This window comes from Bradyrhizobium sp. LeoB3, from assembly GCF_055456055.1.
Genome location: NZ_JBVBEF010000099.1, coordinates 1 through 15,251, shown reverse-complemented (window position 1 = coordinate 15,251; position 15,251 = coordinate 1). Strand labels below are relative to the sequence as shown.

Annotated in this window: 18 protein-coding genes and 4 pseudogenes; 12 read left to right on the top strand and 10 right to left on the bottom strand. The window is 58.8% G+C overall.

Annotation, left to right across the window (positions count from 1 at the left end; all coding sequences use genetic code 11):
- Position 1: 1 nt before the first annotated feature.
- The 10 genes and pseudogenes from ACZXDY_RS37205 to ACZXDY_RS37160 all read left to right on the top strand — a co-directional run.
- Positions 2 to 346 carry a hypothetical protein gene (locus ACZXDY_RS37205; protein WP_155255466.1) on the top strand — a complete coding sequence of 115 codons (345 nt, stop codon included), beginning with the start codon at positions 2 to 4 and terminating at the stop codon, positions 344 to 346.
- Entirely contained in the window at positions 343 to 681 is a 339-nt protein-coding gene (locus ACZXDY_RS37200) for a hypothetical protein (protein WP_028167585.1), read from the top strand. Before ACZXDY_RS37205 ends, ACZXDY_RS37200 begins: the two co-directional genes overlap by 4 nt.
- 1 nt (position 682) lies before the next feature.
- Positions 683 to 934, top strand: coding sequence for a hypothetical protein (locus ACZXDY_RS37195; RefSeq protein WP_028167586.1), 252 nt, complete (start codon positions 683 to 685; stop codon positions 932 to 934).
- Between the two features lie 4 nt (positions 935 to 938).
- Positions 939 to 1,190 carry a hypothetical protein gene (locus ACZXDY_RS37190; protein WP_155255467.1) on the top strand — a complete coding sequence of 84 codons (252 nt, stop codon included), beginning with the start codon at positions 939 to 941 and terminating at the stop codon, positions 1,188 to 1,190.
- Positions 1,191 to 1,192: 2 nt separating this feature from the next.
- Positions 1,193 to 1,507 (top strand): hypothetical protein, encoded by a 315-nt coding sequence (locus ACZXDY_RS37185; RefSeq protein ID WP_028167588.1) that lies wholly within the window; start codon positions 1,193 to 1,195, stop codon positions 1,505 to 1,507.
- A complete protein-coding gene (locus tag ACZXDY_RS37180; RefSeq protein ID WP_028167589.1) occupies positions 1,504 to 1,692 on the top strand; it encodes a hypothetical protein in 189 nt (62 codons plus the stop codon). The genes ACZXDY_RS37185 and ACZXDY_RS37180 overlap by 4 nt, the downstream gene beginning before the upstream one ends.
- On the top strand, positions 1,689 to 1,877 hold the full coding sequence (locus tag ACZXDY_RS37175; RefSeq protein ID WP_028167590.1) for a hypothetical protein: 189 nt from the start codon (positions 1,689 to 1,691) through the stop codon (positions 1,875 to 1,877). The genes ACZXDY_RS37180 and ACZXDY_RS37175 overlap by 4 nt, the downstream gene beginning before the upstream one ends.
- Positions 1,878 to 1,894: 17 nt before the next feature.
- Positions 1,895 to 2,215, top strand: a complete 321-nt coding sequence (locus tag ACZXDY_RS37170) for a TSCPD domain-containing protein (protein ID WP_028167591.1) — start codon at positions 1,895 to 1,897, stop codon at positions 2,213 to 2,215.
- Entirely contained in the window at positions 2,212 to 2,655 is a 444-nt protein-coding gene (locus tag ACZXDY_RS37165; protein WP_028167592.1) for a hypothetical protein, read from the top strand. The genes ACZXDY_RS37170 and ACZXDY_RS37165 overlap by 4 nt, the downstream gene beginning before the upstream one ends.
- 85 nt (positions 2,656 to 2,740) lie before the next feature.
- Positions 2,741 to 3,108 (top strand): annotated as a pseudogene (locus tag ACZXDY_RS37160) (hypothetical protein); the annotation flags it as partial.
- Between the two features lie 761 nt (positions 3,109 to 3,869).
- Here the strand turns inward: ACZXDY_RS37160 and ACZXDY_RS37155 are convergent.
- The 5 genes from ACZXDY_RS37155 to ACZXDY_RS37135 form a co-directional block, all read right to left on the bottom strand.
- Positions 3,870 to 4,289, bottom strand: a complete 420-nt coding sequence (locus ACZXDY_RS37155; protein ID WP_130231713.1) for a DUF7694 domain-containing protein — start codon at positions 4,287 to 4,289, stop codon at positions 3,870 to 3,872.
- Complete coding sequence (locus tag ACZXDY_RS37150; RefSeq protein WP_155255468.1) at positions 4,286 to 4,462, bottom strand: hypothetical protein; 177 nt, start codon at positions 4,460 to 4,462, stop codon at positions 4,286 to 4,288. The genes ACZXDY_RS37155 and ACZXDY_RS37150 overlap by 4 nt, the downstream gene beginning before the upstream one ends.
- A gap of 1,008 nt (positions 4,463 to 5,470) precedes the next feature.
- Positions 5,471 to 5,620: a hypothetical protein gene (locus ACZXDY_RS37145; RefSeq protein ID WP_165421469.1), complete on the bottom strand. Its 150-nt coding sequence runs from the start codon at positions 5,618 to 5,620 to the stop codon at positions 5,471 to 5,473.
- A 203-nt stretch (positions 5,621 to 5,823) separates the two neighbouring features.
- The gene (locus ACZXDY_RS37140) at positions 5,824 to 6,699 is read right to left on the bottom strand and encodes a host specificity protein (protein ID WP_130230645.1); all 876 of its coding nucleotides are present in this window, start codon (positions 6,697 to 6,699) and stop codon (positions 5,824 to 5,826) included.
- Between the two features lie 969 nt (positions 6,700 to 7,668).
- Positions 7,669 to 8,496 carry a YopT-type cysteine protease domain-containing protein gene (locus tag ACZXDY_RS37135; RefSeq protein WP_464348974.1) on the bottom strand — a complete coding sequence of 276 codons (828 nt, stop codon included), beginning with the start codon at positions 8,494 to 8,496 and terminating at the stop codon, positions 7,669 to 7,671.
- 2,629 nt (positions 8,497 to 11,125) lie between these two features.
- On the opposite strand from ACZXDY_RS37135, the gene ACZXDY_RS37130 reads away from it, so the two are divergent.
- Complete coding sequence (locus tag ACZXDY_RS37130; protein ID WP_464348973.1) at positions 11,126 to 11,320, top strand: hypothetical protein; 195 nt, start codon at positions 11,126 to 11,128, stop codon at positions 11,318 to 11,320.
- A gap of 103 nt (positions 11,321 to 11,423) precedes the next feature.
- A pseudogene (locus tag ACZXDY_RS37125) lies at positions 11,424 to 11,635 on the top strand (phage integrase N-terminal SAM-like domain-containing protein); the annotation flags it as partial.
- A gap of 31 nt (positions 11,636 to 11,666) precedes the next feature.
- Here the strand turns inward: ACZXDY_RS37125 and ACZXDY_RS37120 are convergent.
- The 5 genes and pseudogenes from ACZXDY_RS37120 to ACZXDY_RS37100 all read right to left on the bottom strand — a co-directional run.
- Positions 11,667 to 12,447: pseudogene (locus ACZXDY_RS37120) on the bottom strand (IS701 family transposase); the annotation flags it as partial.
- A gap of 789 nt (positions 12,448 to 13,236) precedes the next feature.
- Positions 13,237 to 13,774: pseudogene (locus ACZXDY_RS37115) on the bottom strand (IS5 family transposase); the annotation flags it as partial.
- Positions 13,758 to 14,081, bottom strand: coding sequence for a hypothetical protein (locus ACZXDY_RS37110; protein WP_080664126.1), 324 nt, complete (start codon positions 14,079 to 14,081; stop codon positions 13,758 to 13,760). The gene ACZXDY_RS37110 and the pseudogene ACZXDY_RS37115, both read right to left, overlap by 17 nt.
- Positions 14,082 to 14,108: 27 nt before the next feature.
- Complete coding sequence (locus tag ACZXDY_RS37105; RefSeq protein ID WP_464348972.1) at positions 14,109 to 14,330, bottom strand: hypothetical protein; 222 nt, start codon at positions 14,328 to 14,330, stop codon at positions 14,109 to 14,111.
- Between the two features lie 98 nt (positions 14,331 to 14,428).
- The gene (locus ACZXDY_RS37100; protein WP_463718903.1) at positions 14,429 to 15,040 is read right to left on the bottom strand and encodes a hypothetical protein; all 612 of its coding nucleotides are present in this window, start codon (positions 15,038 to 15,040) and stop codon (positions 14,429 to 14,431) included.
- Positions 15,041 to 15,251 lie beyond the last annotated feature (211 nt).

Sequence of the window (15,251 nt, the reverse complement as noted above, 5' to 3'; positions counted from 1 at the left end):
GATGAGAAAACTGATGCGCGAGACGATCAAGCTTATTCGGGACTACGGCGGCTCCGACGTTCTTGTAACGCACGGCACCCGCCACACGCGCATCCATTTTACCAGCCGAGACGGCCGGCGTCTGATGCTGCTGATTCCGCAAGGCCATGCCACCAACCGGCGCTTTGTCGCGGGAATCCGTTCGCAGATTCGCCGCCGCATTGAATCGAGCGCTGCAGGAACCGGCGCCCCCGACGCCTGCAGCTCGATCCGAAAGCCCGCTGCTGCCTTAAAGCCCCCAGCCCCCAGGGCGGCAGCGGGCCGAGGATCACCTAAACGCGCCACAACAGGAGCAGACCACCCATGAACCTCGCCAACGAAATTTCAACGATGCAGACCGAGATCGAATCCCTGCGTTCGGAAAACGAGACCTTGAAGCACAACAAGGCAATTCTGGATTTCGAGAATGAGAGCCTGCGCCGTCAGCTCGCCAACGCGAACGCCGACCGCGACGCCATGATGCGCAGGGGTGAAGCGATCAAGAGCCTGCTCGATCAGACTGGCGCGGCTTTGATGCACGGCCTGCAGAAGTTTCACGACACCGAGCGCGAGCTTGACGAGCGCCGCTCGGTCGAAGGCTCCGAAGTCCAGTTCCTGCCGCGCAACGGCGGCAACGGTCAAGCCGCATCAACCGAGCATTGAGATGAAGAACGAGCGACCCAGCGACATCGAAATTGCGCAGGCGATCTGCTGCGGCGAGGTCTGCCGCACCGACACGATGCACTGTCATGCCGGTGATCACTTCAGCGAAGCCTATCGCGTGCGCAAGTTGCTGGCTCGCTTCACCCCTGGTCCGGTCCAGCCACCGGAGGCGGTGATGACGATCCCGCCGCGCGGCGAGGATAGGAGCGAGCGAACCGCGCCCCGCCGGAGGCGCCGGACCAAGAAAGGATGACGCCATGCCCTGCGCTCAAGAAGAACAGGACCGGATCGCGGTGAAATTCTCCCAGATCCTTGCCGACGCCGTCGCCGACTGCGCCTTTGTGCCGACCTCGCTCTGCGGCACGTGCCGGACGGTGCTCGCTATCAGCGCCTTGCTCACGGGCGCCGTCAAGATTCACCACGATGCTGGAATCGAAGACGATTTCTGCGATCTCGTGCAGCGGGTCCACGCCGCCTTTATCAAAGCAGAACGCAACTTGGATGCTTGACCATGGCTGATCGCAGCTATCTGGAACGTTTGTCGAAAGAGCTGGCCGAGGCGGGCAAGCTGATCGAGGCCGGTTGGATCGGCTACCGGATCGCGGTCGTGCCGCCGGACGCGCCGCTGGTCCAGCTTGAGGAATGCAAGCTCGCGTTTTTCGCTGGCGCCCAGCACCTATTCCGCAGCCTGATGACGGTTTTCGATCCGGGCGGCGAGGAGCCGACCGAGGCCGACATGCGCAAGATCGACCTGATCGACAAGGAGCTGCGCAGGTTCGCCGAGCAGTGGGAGTTGCAGTTTTCCAAAGCAAAGGGATCGGCATGACCTATCGCGTCATCAACCTTTCCACGGGTGAGATCGAGGCCGAACTGAGCGACTTCGGCATCGCCAAACGGCTTGCCGACAAGATCGCGAACGATGTCGGGCATCGCGAGGTGATCGGCGTGGTCGAGCTGGTGACGCGATACGAAACGCCGCTGGCGGATCAAGAGCATGGAGGATCGCAATGAAGATTCCGAAAGGCGCGGACGTCCAGTTGAAGACCAATGACGGCAACATCGAGCTGCATATCACGGCGGCGATCACCACGCGCTCGCAGGCCGCGGAGCTGATCGGTTGCATCCGGCAGGTATCGGGCGCGCTGGAGGCTGAGAAGCGCGGCCCGCGCAAGCCGAAAGTCGCGGCGGTGGCGTGATGGGAGAGCGCCGGATCTTGCCGCAACGTCGCCGCGCCGAAACATTCGAGATCGAATGGGGCGGCGTCGGTCGCCGCTTTGCAGTGACGCTCGGGTTCTATGACGACGGCGCCCTTGGCGAGGTCTTCATAACCGGCGGCAAATCCGGCGAGGCCGTCGAGGCCATCGCGCGCGACGCGGCGGTGGTGCTCTCGTTGGCGCTGCAGTACGGCGCCGAGATCGAGAACGTGGCGACCGCGATCACCCGCGACGGCGCCGAGACGCCATCCTCGATCCTGGGCGCCGTCGTCGACCAATTGCTGCCGGAGAAGAATCCGGGACAGGAGCCCGCGTCATGACGACGCCTTATGAGAACGCGACCAGCGGCGTCGCCGCTCGCGACGACATCATCAAGGTGTTGCGCCGGGTCGGCTGCGACAGCATCGGCTTCATGGATGATTTCGAAAAGCACGAGCTGTTGCTGGCGTTTCGTCATCGCGGTCGTCAGATGCAGTTGCGCGCCAGCGCCAGCGGCTGGGCCGCGCTGTATCTGAAAGAGCATCCGTACAGCTACCGGATTCGGGGTCGCACCGAGCGCGAGCACCGCGAGCGCGCGCTGGCGCAGGGACAGATCGCGATCAATTCGATCCTGCGCGACTGGGTCAAGGGCCAGATCATGGCGATTGAGACCGGCATCCTGTCGTTCGATGCCGTCTTTCTCCCGTTCATGCTGACCCATGACGGTCGCACCGTATCAGACCGCGTCAACCAGCTCGGATTGTTGGAGGCGCCTGCATGACGCTCGTCTGCCAGGAATGCGGGAAGAGCAAGCCGGCGAGCGGATTCTATCAGCAGCCTCGTCGGCTTCGCCCGATGCCGATCTGCAAGGATTTCTGATCCGCCGCAACATTGCCGACGGCGACTTGGCATTTTACTCCACGTGATGACCAAGGCACGTCCATTCAAAAGCTGGCGTCAGTGGAAGGCGATCGCTGGGCCGTCGAGGACGGCTTGGAAACGACCAAGAACGAGCTTGGTCTTGATCACAAGAAACCCGCTCCTGGCAGGCGGGCATCGCCATGTCTCACAGGGCATGCTTGCCTTCGCCACAATGACCGTCGTCCGTTCTCGTGCCCACACCGCACCAAAGAACGCGATCGCGGCCTCGGCCAAAGCATCGTTCTTGATCCGCTGGTCGAGTACGCATCCGGTGAAGGCCTCACCGGACGGATACCAATTAGGCCGCCAGTAGATTGAGGTCTGGCTGTTCTACGGCCAAATCCCTAGCTTGCGTTGATAGGTGCACTGTTCCGGTTGCCCTCGAGACCGCCGCGGCTCGCGCGCATTCTCGATTTTCTAGCGCAATGCCCAAAGGTGGGCACGGCACCGAGAGCATGCCCGAGTGATTTCGTGCCCTCCTACGCAGCGTTGAAGCATGGGCCCCTTTTCAACTCTCTTCCGTTCCGAGATGCTCGTAGAAGGTCTCACGCGCCAAGTGCGCCCACGGCCATTGTCTCCTTCTCGCATGTGGGCAATCGCCGAGTTCCAATGGCGGGAATGTCTTCAGCTTTGGCTTGAAAGCGGTTTGGTTCGCCTCGCGTCAACGGACTTCTCCAGCTGCACTGGCCAAAAACGCCGCCTCACCTGAACCAGCAGCAATAGGCAACCAATGAGACTTATGACAGTAAGGGCCATCATCAAGAGGCAGGCGACGCAGCACAAGGCGGCTATGTCACACGCCGATCGCAACCAGCACGGCACCCAATCGAGCCGTACCATATTCTCCATAGAGCCAGACATATTCGTTTCGGTGGGTGATAAGTGCTTACTGCCGATTGGCGGCTCAACGCTTAAGCAACGTACCTGACGTCAGTCTGACGAGCGTCGCTCGGAGCGGATTTTGCTTTGCCTTTTCTCATCGGCGCAGCTACGAGCTTTGCTCATCATGCCGAAGATGTCTGGACATGCTCACGCACGCCTGCGGGCATCGCTACATCTTCGGCGACGGGGCTTTCACAACAGCGCTCTCATCCGTTCAAATAGGATTGCCGCTTCCGATGGCCCGAGCCCGACGAGGCCGACAAAGCTCGTTGGTGGCATCGGAATTTCTTGACGAGTCGGCTTCCAGAGATGCAGGCAATACCGGCTGTTATTCACGTATTGCGAATGAGGTGGGTGCAGCTGCATCACGCACTCCTCTTCATCCCAAAACAGGTCTTTGACGAAGCACATCTCTTCCCAGTTCGGACAACGTCTAGGCGTCGAGACGGAGACATGCTCCCACCCTGGGCGAACAAATCCGACTATCCTGAGTTTGCAGCCACAAGGCCCCTGAACAAAAAACAGGCCGCAAGGACCTGATCCCGGCGCGCTAGCAAATTCGCCGTATCGCACGCGGCCGGCCTCGAGTTTTTCAAGAACTTGTGCTCTCACGTTCCCTCCTTTGCCTCGCGAATGGCTTTGAAATCGACGTAGACCACCTTGTTCTCTGGCTCCCTCGTCGCCTCCAGCCAGCGCTGCTGCGCAGCGTCCGAGTGCCATGCTCGCCCGTGCATTGTCTGCTGAAATTCGAACAAACTGCTGAGCAAACCGTAGATGTAGATCATCTCTCTTCTTCCGCTTCCAATGCCGGCAACCGGGCGCTCGGTTTTCCTTGAGCCGGTAAAGCACCTCCACTGCGAGGCCCGGACAAGCTTTCCAAAGGATGCTTTCTAACCTGCAATTTTGGTTTCAGCACCAGACCTTTGCTTTTCTACCTCACCACATTCCTAATCGTTCCCGCAGCATGCCGCGAAGCTGCGGCCGAGGGCTCGCCTCGCGACGAGCCTAGGGATCCGTCGGCCGCGCACCGTCGGAAACGGCTCCTCTTCCACTAAAGTCACGGCCAGGCTACGGAGTGAGCCGCGTCAAGGCCCACGTAATAGGCCACCGTTTCAAAGCTTGACCCCGCGCTGGTCAAGGTCATCGAATTTAGGATTCTGATTGCCAATCGTGGCGCGATCGATCACGGCGAAGAAGCTTTCGCACGTTCACCAAGCATCTCGCCATCTTGCACCATGAGTCTCAAATCGGCCTAGGCCTTCAAAAGGCGGTTCGCTGTGCGACTTTCTATCGACTGATCTCCCATCATCGCTGCTGCCAAGAACGGGGTATGCCAGGCGACACTTCACCATCATGCTCTTTGAGACACTGATTGGGGTTATCCCGCGAACGGCCGATGTGGCTCCCAACGCGGGTGTTTTTTCATCGATATAGAGCCAGACTGCTTCCATCGCTTGCTCCTCAGATACCCTTCCGCACCACCACAATGGGCCATGGTCTGTGCCTGCCGTCTTCGTCGATGATCGTCAGGCGGAAGTCCATAGCGCGCCGACTTAATGTTATTGAAGCGCAGATCGCATAGGCGACCGCGACATTCGGCTTGGCCCGTTGCTCGGTCAGGGGGGCACACCTCATTAGATCGTCCCGCCAAGCGCCCTGCAAGAATCACGCAACTGGCCCAATCGGCTCATCATATGATTCGACATGCGCCAACCAGGACAGCTGTAGCAGTCTCAGATCACTTCGTGACCGCGCGTGTAGGATGCTGCTTACACAAAAGCTCCCGGTTGCCACTAAACGCCAGCTTGAATACGCCATTCAAAGACGATGAAAACAACTTGATGATCAATCACGATAAGCATCAAGAATCGTTTGGCGACTTCGTCGGCGCTGCGCACGATGCTTGTGGAGCGTTCAAATCCCAGAGAGTTGCCAATGACCAAAAGGCAGCTCAGAGCAGCTGACTAGCAATTCAAAGAAGTTGCTCTGCCTGCGAATTCGGGAACCGCCGCCGCTTCTAATTTATTTCTGCTCGCGCGCCGCAACGAGAGCACACCCGCGCGTGCCGGGTGCTCCCGTTGCAGCGTCGCCTTGGCCCCGGTGCGTGCCGGTATGAGAAGTCAAGCTGCACCCGGCGCGACTTCTGCTAGCCGGTCCCCGGGCCTAAATTGAGCCGGTCGAAGTACCAAGAAGGATCGTCCCCAGATGAATCCGTTTCGATGTATTCTTCGCCCGAATATTCCTCGACACTTCCTTCGTTTTCCTCATCGCTACTCTCAGCTTTGGAGAGATATAGGCGAGGCTTGTCCACCCGCTGCCATTTTCCCTCCTCGTTCAGCGTCCACTTGTCGGGATGCTGCCTAGGGTCAAGCACATATTCATTGTCATCTTCATTGTCACCAACGCGAACAAAACCCATCTGCTCTAGACGGGGCTTCACCTCATCCGTGGCAGGACGCGACATGACCAACGCCCGCTTACCGTCAAGCCGAAGTTGGTGTTCCAGCAGAACATCGCCTGCGTTCTCAACGAGCGGATGAGTAACCCGGAGATCGACAACGGACGAGACGTGTTTCCGCCCAGGAAAGTGCTGCTCCCACGCCTCTCCTCCCATGCGACGTCGACCTTCGGTTTTTAGAAGCCCGACACTCTTGTCACCCAATTGATAGCTGAAATATCGCGCCTGGTCCGAATCCTGTACGGTGGATCCGGCTCTGGCGACCATCGCTGTGCGCTCAGCTTTTTCGGAAACGAAATCCGAGTACTCTTGCGGATTATTGGCCATGTGCTTGATGTCGTTACCATAGAAATTTCTCAGTTCTTGCCTGAACGACTCCCTGTCGATCTCATCGATGGGAGGTTCTGAAACGAGGGAGTACGGCCGTGCCACCCCCGAGGAGGAACCAGGGGCCGTGTCTGCAAGCGTTTCGGTAAACCTCCCGCCATCTGCTGACAGCTCCGATTCATCGGCTTGGCTCGCGCTTGGAAATTGGCTGGAAGAACCAGTGATTCTGTTATACACGACGTTTGGTCTCCTATCGCAAAAGTTGCACCGTACTGGCCTGCTCGAGTCCTGTGGACAGTGATAGGCGCGCGAGCTGACAATAAGCTGACGCACAGAGGGGGCGCGGTGCTCACGCTTTGCAAGGCGAGGGGCAGCGCATTTTCCCCGCGGCTGGCCTTTTCTACGGCTATGCTTATTCCGCTTCGCGGCTAAGGTGCCATACCTTGTTACGCGAGCGAGCCGAGATCTCGGGTTCTTTAGAAGAATTACAGCCCTACCCTTGATATTGCCGCGGCCCACCATCACAACACCGTTTCACAGCTTTCCGGGCTCGATGATGCGGCCCTCGCTTGCTGATTTCAAGGCGATGCAGAACTTGCCGGCCGCGGACTTTGGTGGGGTAGCTAGGTTGAGCCACGGCTTTATCGTGGTTTCATTCGGTTGCAGCGGCGTCCGCCCGGCTGTTCAGACGATGCAAGCGCGCATCTTTAAGGAGGTCCGACGTGTAACCTCTATTCCGTTACGACCAACCAGTCGGCCATCGCCCTGACGGTTTCGCGTGATCGATCGCTATGTCGGCGACCTGCCGGCGATGACAGGCGCATTAGCCGGTGATCCGGCATCGGTCGCAACACGGATACCCGGCTTGAGATCGTGCTGAACACCTGTGGCGTCCGACGTTCACGGAGCGCACATTCTGATGCGCAGGGCCTCGTTCAACTCGATCGCCAATCGTCCTCCACGAGACATCCCGTGTCGCCCGCTCCGTCAGCAGTCTCGCGGAACACCTCGCATCAGAAGTAGGAGCCGACTGGTCGGGTTGCCCCCGCTTGGAGCATCTTTGGCGGCCGAGATCCGGGACATCCTCGAACACCTTGAGGCGGCCATGACGGCCCCAAGGGGACAACAGCCGGAATAGCCAATGTCAGCACGACCGACTCGTTCGCCACAAGAAGGCATTAGTCGCCAGCGGCCTTCAGGCCCGACTCAGTACATCTTTTGTGTGGTGACTGTCGATAAATGCCGCCCGTTGGGAGGATTCCTGTAACGATTGGCGAGGCTTTGGAACAATGACCCCATCTGGTCTGATGGAACAGTAAATTCTCCATAGTTAGGGTCGAAGAGCGTGGTTGTTCCATTCGACGCCGACGTCGCAACTGTGTGTGCGCCGCCTTCGGCGAAATACAAACTCAGCAAATACTTCGATCCGTCGCCGGTAATTTTGTCCAGCACGCGCGAGAACCTCGAGGGCTCGCCGAATCCGTATTTGTTCTCTCTTCCGGACGGTGCCAGGCCCGCTTCCCGCAAAATGGTGTTTTGTGCCTCAAGGTCGGCCTGAGAAGCTCCTGCTCCCTCACTTCGCAACCGATCCTTGAGGTCCTGATACTGCTGCTGCCGCTCAGCCGCTGAGTGGTGCCCTTCTGATTCCGGCATGAGCGCATCCATTCGGGCTGACGGGCTGCCGCTCAGATTGCGGAGCCACTCCGCAGTCAGCCCAACGCAGATGCCGTCTACATTCGCCTGAGGCAATTCGACCGTCCTGTATTCAAACAGCGGCCTGGGTGGAGGGGATGTAGTGGAGCTGGAAGAGGTTGAACTGTGAAAATCTGCATCCGAGGTATGTGGCTTACTGGCGCAGAGCCCCATTTTGTCGGGCAACTCCCAGGCGAATGAAGACGTTTCGAGCTCCACGATACGAGGTTGGGAAACGAGCGAGTACGGCTGTGTTGGCGCCAATGACAAACCAGCATGGGGATCCGGCGCCGCTCGGGACGGCAGGCCCGCAAGTGTTTCGGTAAAGCTGTCGCTGTCCACCGACTGCCTCGGTTCGTCAGCTTGGCTGGCGCGTGTGGATGAGCCACTAATTCGATTATCCATGGCGGTTCGCGTTCCCTTCGACGTAAGTCTCTCCCGAGTGCGTCGGGCTGCTTAGGCGGTGCTGCGAATGTTACTCAGACAAGCTGATCACAAGCTGACGGGCGCAGGTGTTACGCAGAGCACGAGGAAGGGCCCTGCGAGCAGCGCCATATAACCCAAGATCCGTGATCATGACGCGCAGGGCATGTCACTCTTCTTCAGCAGTTTACACAGCAGGCGTTTGGCCGCTTTACGATCCCGGCTCTCGACCAGAACATCATCCATCTCCGTCCGGGCACGTCGGCTTCACCACCTCCCTCGCCCTCGTGATCGCGTGGGCGCATCTCTTTTGATTTTCGATTGGCAAGGCAATTGTCAGGTCACCGGCATTGCCGTCTTAAGGACACGAGACCTCCGACGCCACGTTAGTACTTGCGCTCGGCACCACCGGCTCGCGCGCGGGGCGATTTTGGCGCTCATCACGAGTTTCTCCTTCCATTCGTTATGGCTCAAAGATGGAATGGACGTATTCGCCCAGCTCAAACGCGTTAGGCTGCCGCCTCGTGACACGTCAACACCGTCAAGCCGCTGATCACGAAAGTCGCCGGGATCGATGCCGCAGGTGGGCCGTGAATTCCCTATCCGCCGGAACACGATTCTGCATCTAATGGTCGCCGACTTAGCCCAGTCGGGGAGTACGCGTCAGGAGCATCGTCCAGTGAATCTGGGCAGCACGGTATATTCCGGAAACCGCCGATTAGATGTTATCGCTTCCACTCTTCGGCGGAGCGATATGAAATCGAACTCGCTCCGACCACGGCTGGCATCACCTTCTCACATCTTATGTTCGACAGGCCTGCCGCGCAGGATGCTTCATCATACTCACCGGGTCAACACCGAGCGATAGCAAGAGCGATCGCGAACGCTAGCGCAGCATCGCTGTTGGCCGGTCCTGTATTCAGGAAACTCCCGGACCGCCATGAGCTTGCGCAGCCACTCAACTGCCACAGCGTTCATGTTCGCCAGCTGCCAGCGGATTTGCAAAATGCGCGCTGGCGATGCGGACCGTTCAGTAGGGAACGGTGAATTGTCTAGGTAGTCCAAGTCGGCTGGGCCGGAGTGCTTCCGCCCAACCAAGTTGGCTCAGCCACCACAGATCTCAGGCCTGACGTGTAAGCCTAACGAACCCTCCTTCCTTTAGCTCGGCGTTATAAAGCTTGCCGTCGAGCGAAATGGTTGTTGGGTGGTCTGCGGTTGGCATGAGCCCCTGTTCACGCAGCTTTTCAATAAGCGCCAGGGGGGCCCATTGCTCCGGGAGAGGCGCACGATGGCGTCGGGTCTCAACGAAGAACGCTCCGAAATCTGGCGCCCCCGTCGACCCGACTCGCAGCATTTGAGCTTCCGGTGGGTTATGAATGAGGCGTACGCCCTGAGACGGGACCAACGCGGCCGTGTAGCGGTGACCTCGGATCTCGTAGCTCACCGTCGGCTGCTCCGAGTCTGGCAGGAGACCGTGGTGGGTCAGTTTCTCGATCATTGGGAGCGGGGCGACTTGGGAGCCGTGCGAAAACATTTCAGGAGCGGCCCATGAGACATCATATACGGTCTCCTCTGGCTCGCTAGATGAGGACGGCCCGGCTTCATTGATCACTCGACTAAATAGGTCATGATCTTCTTGAGTCCACTCGTAGGCGCTTGGGGACCCTGGAGGCCCAGCACCGTCGATCCGATTGTCCATACAGCTCTCCTATTGGTTGGAACATGGGTTCAAAACCGCCAGAGCTTTCGCTGGATTCGTCACCAGTTGACGCATGGGCGGCATCCGTGGTCAAGAAACCACGTTCTCATGTTAAGGAGCTTAGCTTTCAGGAAACTGACGAGTTTCGGCCGGACACAGTTGTACCCGCGCCCAAGTTCCCAACTCAAATGCGATGCCGCCAAGCCCACCCTCGTTGAGGGCCTTTTTCGTTTCGCTCCCTTTACTAGCTTCAAACCGGGCCCGTTGGCCGCCCCGCCTGCGTTGGACAAAGATTTCGTTTTGGGGGGCGATCTGATTCTGTAGACTGATGCTGAGACACCAAGGCTCCGGGCGGATTTCCTGTCCATCTTCTGGACTCCGGGAATGCTATCCCATGCCATTAGCCCAGCAATAGAGCAGCGCGAGTTTTCGGCGATGTTGGATAGGTTTTTCTCGCCGACTTCATTGGCGTTATTGTCTCACCACGTTTCTTCTTCCTTTATCTGTCAGGTCCTGCGCCACATCTCGCTTCGGGCTCGCTCCCCGATCATTCTCGAGTGTGTCCCTCTGACGTTTGCGCCATTGTTCGTTTCTTCCGAGCCTGGTGCTGCTTGAGTGCCCTCTCAGCGGCTTCGGGGAATTGATCTGCTCCTGTTCGGCAGAGGTGGTTTGGACCGGTCGAGCCCAGGTCTATAAGATCAACTGCTCACGCCCGCTCAGGCCAATGACTCGGATGGTGGCCAGCACTGACGCATACACGAGTAGATGGAATTGGCCGAACCGTCGCCTTGGCTACTTTGTTTCGGGTAGCGCTCTACCACCGCCGCCGTGAGCTCGCGCCGCGCACCCATGCTGATCCGTCCTGCCATCGGCGACACCGATCCGATTCGGTATCGCCGCCCCAACCCTGACGGTCAGTTCTCCGGTAACATTCTTGATGAGGCAATGCGGGGTCAAATTTGCAAGCCGATTGACATCGTTGGGCCGCTGCGTGTTCCAGACGATGGTGATCACCAATTCCAGGCCATCGTGATCACTCATTGAACGAACCCGCTACGCGGGAGTGGGGAGGAGCCTGCTGAACTGAGGTGTCCTGTCTGAGAGGATGTTGGTCTTCGCACCACCCCTCTCAAGACAGGAGACCCAGATGGCTACGATGAGCCCTCTTCGCCAACGCATGATCGAGGACATGACGGTCCGCAATCTGTCGCCGTCGACTCAGCAATCCTATATCTATGCGATCGCAAAATTTAGCCGACCGGACCGGCTGAGTTTCGAGCAGGTCCGGCCTATCAACTGCATCTCATCGGCCAAAAGCGTTCGTGGTCCCACATCAATCAGGTGGCCTGCGCGCTGCGGCACTCGGGCAGACGGAAGCATTCGAGCGCCAGCGCGGACCTTTGGTCCCTCCGCCGGACGACAGGCGGCGCCAGGCCTTTTTGGGAAGGCTCCGCGCGATCGCGGCGGCGGTGCCGGCGACAGGCCGCTGCTTGCCCCAGGAGCGGAACACATGATTGGACGCAACACCCAGGACATAGCCTTTGCCCGCCTTGCGCAGCAGGGTTTCGATCTCTCCAATGCCATACACGCTGTCCGCCGCCACGAACGAGAACGGCACGTTGGCCGTGGTCGCGCGAGTGATCATCTGACGCGCGATCTTGGGTTTCGTCGCAAAGCTCACATCGCTCGGTACATGCGCTGCCTTCAGGCGAGCGGAGTCGTCCGTCCATTCTTTTGGCAGGTAGAGCGCCCGGTCGATGAAGGCATGGCCATGCCGTGACACATAGGCGGCGAACACTCCGATCTGGCAATTGGTGATCTTGCCCGCCGAGCCAGTGTACTGGCGTGCGACCCCGCACGAGGCCTTGCCCTGTTTCAAAAAGCCGGTCTCATCGATGACCAGGACCGCGTCCTCATCGCCAAGCGTCTCCAGTGCGTACTCACGCACAATGTCGCGCAGCGCGTCGGCATCCCAATGCCCTCGGCCCAGAATCGCCTGCTGGCGTCCAGCGCATCATGTGGCCCCCGGCCGGGTCGAAACCCGTAGGAGAAGCCGACGAAGTCGCTTTCGTAGATGGCGTTGAGCACCATGACGGTCGCGCCCTGGACGATTTTGTCTTCCAGAGCTGCGATCGCCAGCGGTCTCTCCCGGCCGTCAGCCTTCGGGATATACGTCCGGCGTGACGGTTGGGGCCGATACGCTCCTCGGTGGACCCGGGCGTTCAGATCCTCAAGCCGAGGCTCCAGGTCTGTCTCGAAGTCCTGCCATGTCACACCGTCCACGCCGGGGGCTGCTTTGCGCTTGAGCGCGTAGAACGCCAACCGGAGCGTGTCAGTGTTGATATGGTGGAGAAGCGCCGTGAACCGCTCTTTCTTCCCAAGCTTTGCCGCTTGCCGTACGCGGTCCAGCGCCTGGGTCACGCGAGCCCGGGTCTGCGTCCGGTGCGTGCTTTGCTGTCCCGCGTTCCTCCTGGTCCCAGCCCTTGGCTCCATCGCCTCTGCCACCGGAGCCCCGGCTTTATTCGGCGACTTCGTCGCTACTATGGCCGAGTCAGACTTCTCCTGATCGTTCATCGGCGGCTATGGCTCCTCGCCTTCCCACCGCGGACCAGGCTGCTCAGCGAGCATCTGGCCGACCAAGAGACCTCCCGGTTCCCGTACAAGAAGCTTCTGCACATGCCAGGGTCTGCGACCACGCCGAAACGACTGGGCGCTCGCGATATCGCACCCCTTCGTGTTGCCTTCCGCTCAGTTGACAGCGTCGGCTCTCGGGAAAACACTCTTTCGCGGCTCAATGGCTGGCCTGTGCGCTCCCCTGCCGACGCTTCGCCGACATCCTCGCGGATGCCTGCGCACGGCTCGGGGCCGATGTGGGTCGCTACTCCTTCATCGTCGTGGACTTCCACCACCTACTCCTTGCCGGTCTCCCGGCGCACCAACTGTAATGTTAGGGTTCAGACTCAATTGATCCAATAGGCGACGACTGCGGCGATGTGGACGGCAGCCAAGAAGTTTCTGGCGAGTTTGTCGTAACGAGTTGCGACACGCCGGAAATCCTTGAGCCGGCAGAAGCAACGCTCGATGACGTTGCGCCCTTTATAGGCGCGCATGCTGAAGTTGTGGAGGGTCACCCTGTTGGATTTGTTTGGAATGACGGGCTTCGCACCACGATTGACGATTTCGGCGCGAAAGCCGTCGCCGTCGTAGCCTTTGTCCCCAATGAGGGCAGACATTGGCGGCGCGAGGTCCAAAAGGGCCGGCGCTGCGGCAATATCTGCATCTTGGCCCGGAGTGAGATGAAATGCGCAAGGTTTGCAATCAGGGTCGCTCAGCGCGTGGATTTTCGTGGTCCGCCCGCCGCGCGAGCGGCCAATCGCCTGTTCATGCTCCCCCCTTTCCGCCGCTCGCCGAGCGATGCGCCTTGATCGAGGTGGAGTCGATGGACAAAGTCACGCCGTCCTTGCCGCCGCGGGCGAGCGCTTCAAAGATCGCTTGCCAATGTCACAACCACCTTCTTGCCAATTCCGAGATGTTTTTCTATCGCTGCGATTCTCTCGAGTGCGTGGTCTATCCCCTTGCGGTAGCCGGAAATATTCTCGACTTCTCGTCGAAGATCATCGAGGTCGTGACGAAGCGTTCTCAATTCCGAGTGGATTTCACTAAGCTCGCGATCAATGCGGGTGAAGCCAGCGTCGACTTTCTTCTCCAGTCGACCGATCTCGTTACGAATCTCTGTTCGAATATCCTCACCTTCTTCTTTGATAAGTCGAGCAAGCTTGTCGAAATCGGACTCCTTCTTAGCCATCCTGGAAGTATAGCACGGGGCCGATTGTCATGATCCCTTAGTCGCTCGCCTGAACTGATCGAGGCTGGATGCGAATGAAGGCAGCCGCCGATAGGTGCCATCCGAGTAGCGTTGGTAGCTCTGCCAGACGTGCGGATCGGCATCGGGGTCTCCGAAGTGCGCCAATCCATCAAAGGCCCAGCCGTCGTCGGGATTGACGCCAAACCACACATCGCAAAACCGATCGCCCCGATCATCGACAAGCTGCACGAGCCAATCCGTTTTACCATGCTGACAGCGTACCTCGAATCTGAAGGCAGGTGCGTGGGAGAAGAGTTGCGGCATCAGTCGCTGGTTGAGCTCGCGCTCTAACCAGCGCTCGCGCGGTTCTCGCGCTTACGAATGAACGTCTCATATCCCTCCGGATTAACCTCCTTCAGGCGATCTAGCGCGCGCTCAGCTTCCAGATCGGCGGCCTTGCTATGACGCTGTTTGATCTCGTTTACTTTCGCTTCCATCCCTGCGAGCTGCCCCATTGCTGTTGTTACATCCTCGGATGCGATCTTGAGCTTCGCGCCTGGTGTCTCCTCGATGCCTACGAGCATCGCCCTAAGCTCTTTAACGGCATTGCAAAGAATGACCAGCTGTTCAGCTAAGCCAATCTCAGCACTTACGTCATTATCGACTTGCCGGTGAAAATTCGGTGCGATGTCCTGCACCACCGACCCGCTGAGTGGCGCGAAAAATGGAAAACTCAACCAAGAGAACCAATTAGGGTTTGACATAGAATCCTCTCGGCTATCTTGGTGTTCTTCCTCAGCATATTCCAGCAATTGGCGTGCCAATCGGCTTGGTTTCGACGATGGCGAAAGTACAGATATCATTTCCATCGGGCATGCGAACCTAGCGCGGCCCGGATGTATACAATTCACCCTGAAATCACACGGATGTTGTAGGCTCTCGGTCATGGCAAACAGCATGATCGTCTCACAGAGAGTTCGCTGGGGTCCCGTTGATGGTCGCCCCGCAGGCATCCGCGTATTAGAAGAGAACGAGGCTGAGGCTGACTTTATAGCGTGGCCTGACTTAGCAGTCTGCTGAAAAAGCCCTCGTGAGGGGCTGCGATTGATGATTCTATATCGATCATGGATCGTCGGGGGTTCGCATGCGGGGCGCTTTTTCGGATCAGGG

Excerpts from the sequence above, each read along its gene's own strand:
- ACZXDY_RS37205 (WP_155255466.1), top strand. The coding sequence starts at position 2 with ATGAGAAAACTGATGCGCGAGACGATCAAGCTTATTCGGGACTACGGC.
- ACZXDY_RS37200 (WP_028167585.1), top strand. The coding sequence starts at position 343 with ATGAACCTCGCCAACGAAATTTCAACGATGCAGACCGAGATCGAATCC.
- ACZXDY_RS37195 (WP_028167586.1), top strand. The coding sequence starts at position 683 with ATGAAGAACGAGCGACCCAGCGACATCGAAATTGCGCAGGCGATCTGC.
- ACZXDY_RS37190 (WP_155255467.1), top strand. The coding sequence starts at position 939 with ATGCCCTGCGCTCAAGAAGAACAGGACCGGATCGCGGTGAAATTCTCC.
- ACZXDY_RS37185 (WP_028167588.1), top strand. The coding sequence starts at position 1,193 with ATGGCTGATCGCAGCTATCTGGAACGTTTGTCGAAAGAGCTGGCCGAG.
- ACZXDY_RS37180 (WP_028167589.1), top strand. The coding sequence starts at position 1,504 with ATGACCTATCGCGTCATCAACCTTTCCACGGGTGAGATCGAGGCCGAA.
- ACZXDY_RS37175 (WP_028167590.1), top strand. The coding sequence starts at position 1,689 with ATGAAGATTCCGAAAGGCGCGGACGTCCAGTTGAAGACCAATGACGGC.
- ACZXDY_RS37165 (WP_028167592.1), top strand. The coding sequence starts at position 2,212 with ATGACGACGCCTTATGAGAACGCGACCAGCGGCGTCGCCGCTCGCGAC.
- ACZXDY_RS37150 (WP_155255468.1), bottom strand. The coding sequence starts at position 4,462 with ATGATCTACATCTACGGTTTGCTCAGCAGTTTGTTCGAATTTCAGCAG.
- ACZXDY_RS37130 (WP_464348973.1), top strand. The coding sequence starts at position 11,126 with ATGCTGATCCGTCCTGCCATCGGCGACACCGATCCGATTCGGTATCGC.
- ACZXDY_RS37110 (WP_080664126.1), bottom strand. The coding sequence starts at position 14,081 with ATGGCTAAGAAGGAGTCCGATTTCGACAAGCTTGCTCGACTTATCAAA.
- ACZXDY_RS37100 (WP_463718903.1), bottom strand. The coding sequence starts at position 15,040 with ATGCTGTTTGCCATGACCGAGAGCCTACAACATCCGTGTGATTTCAGG.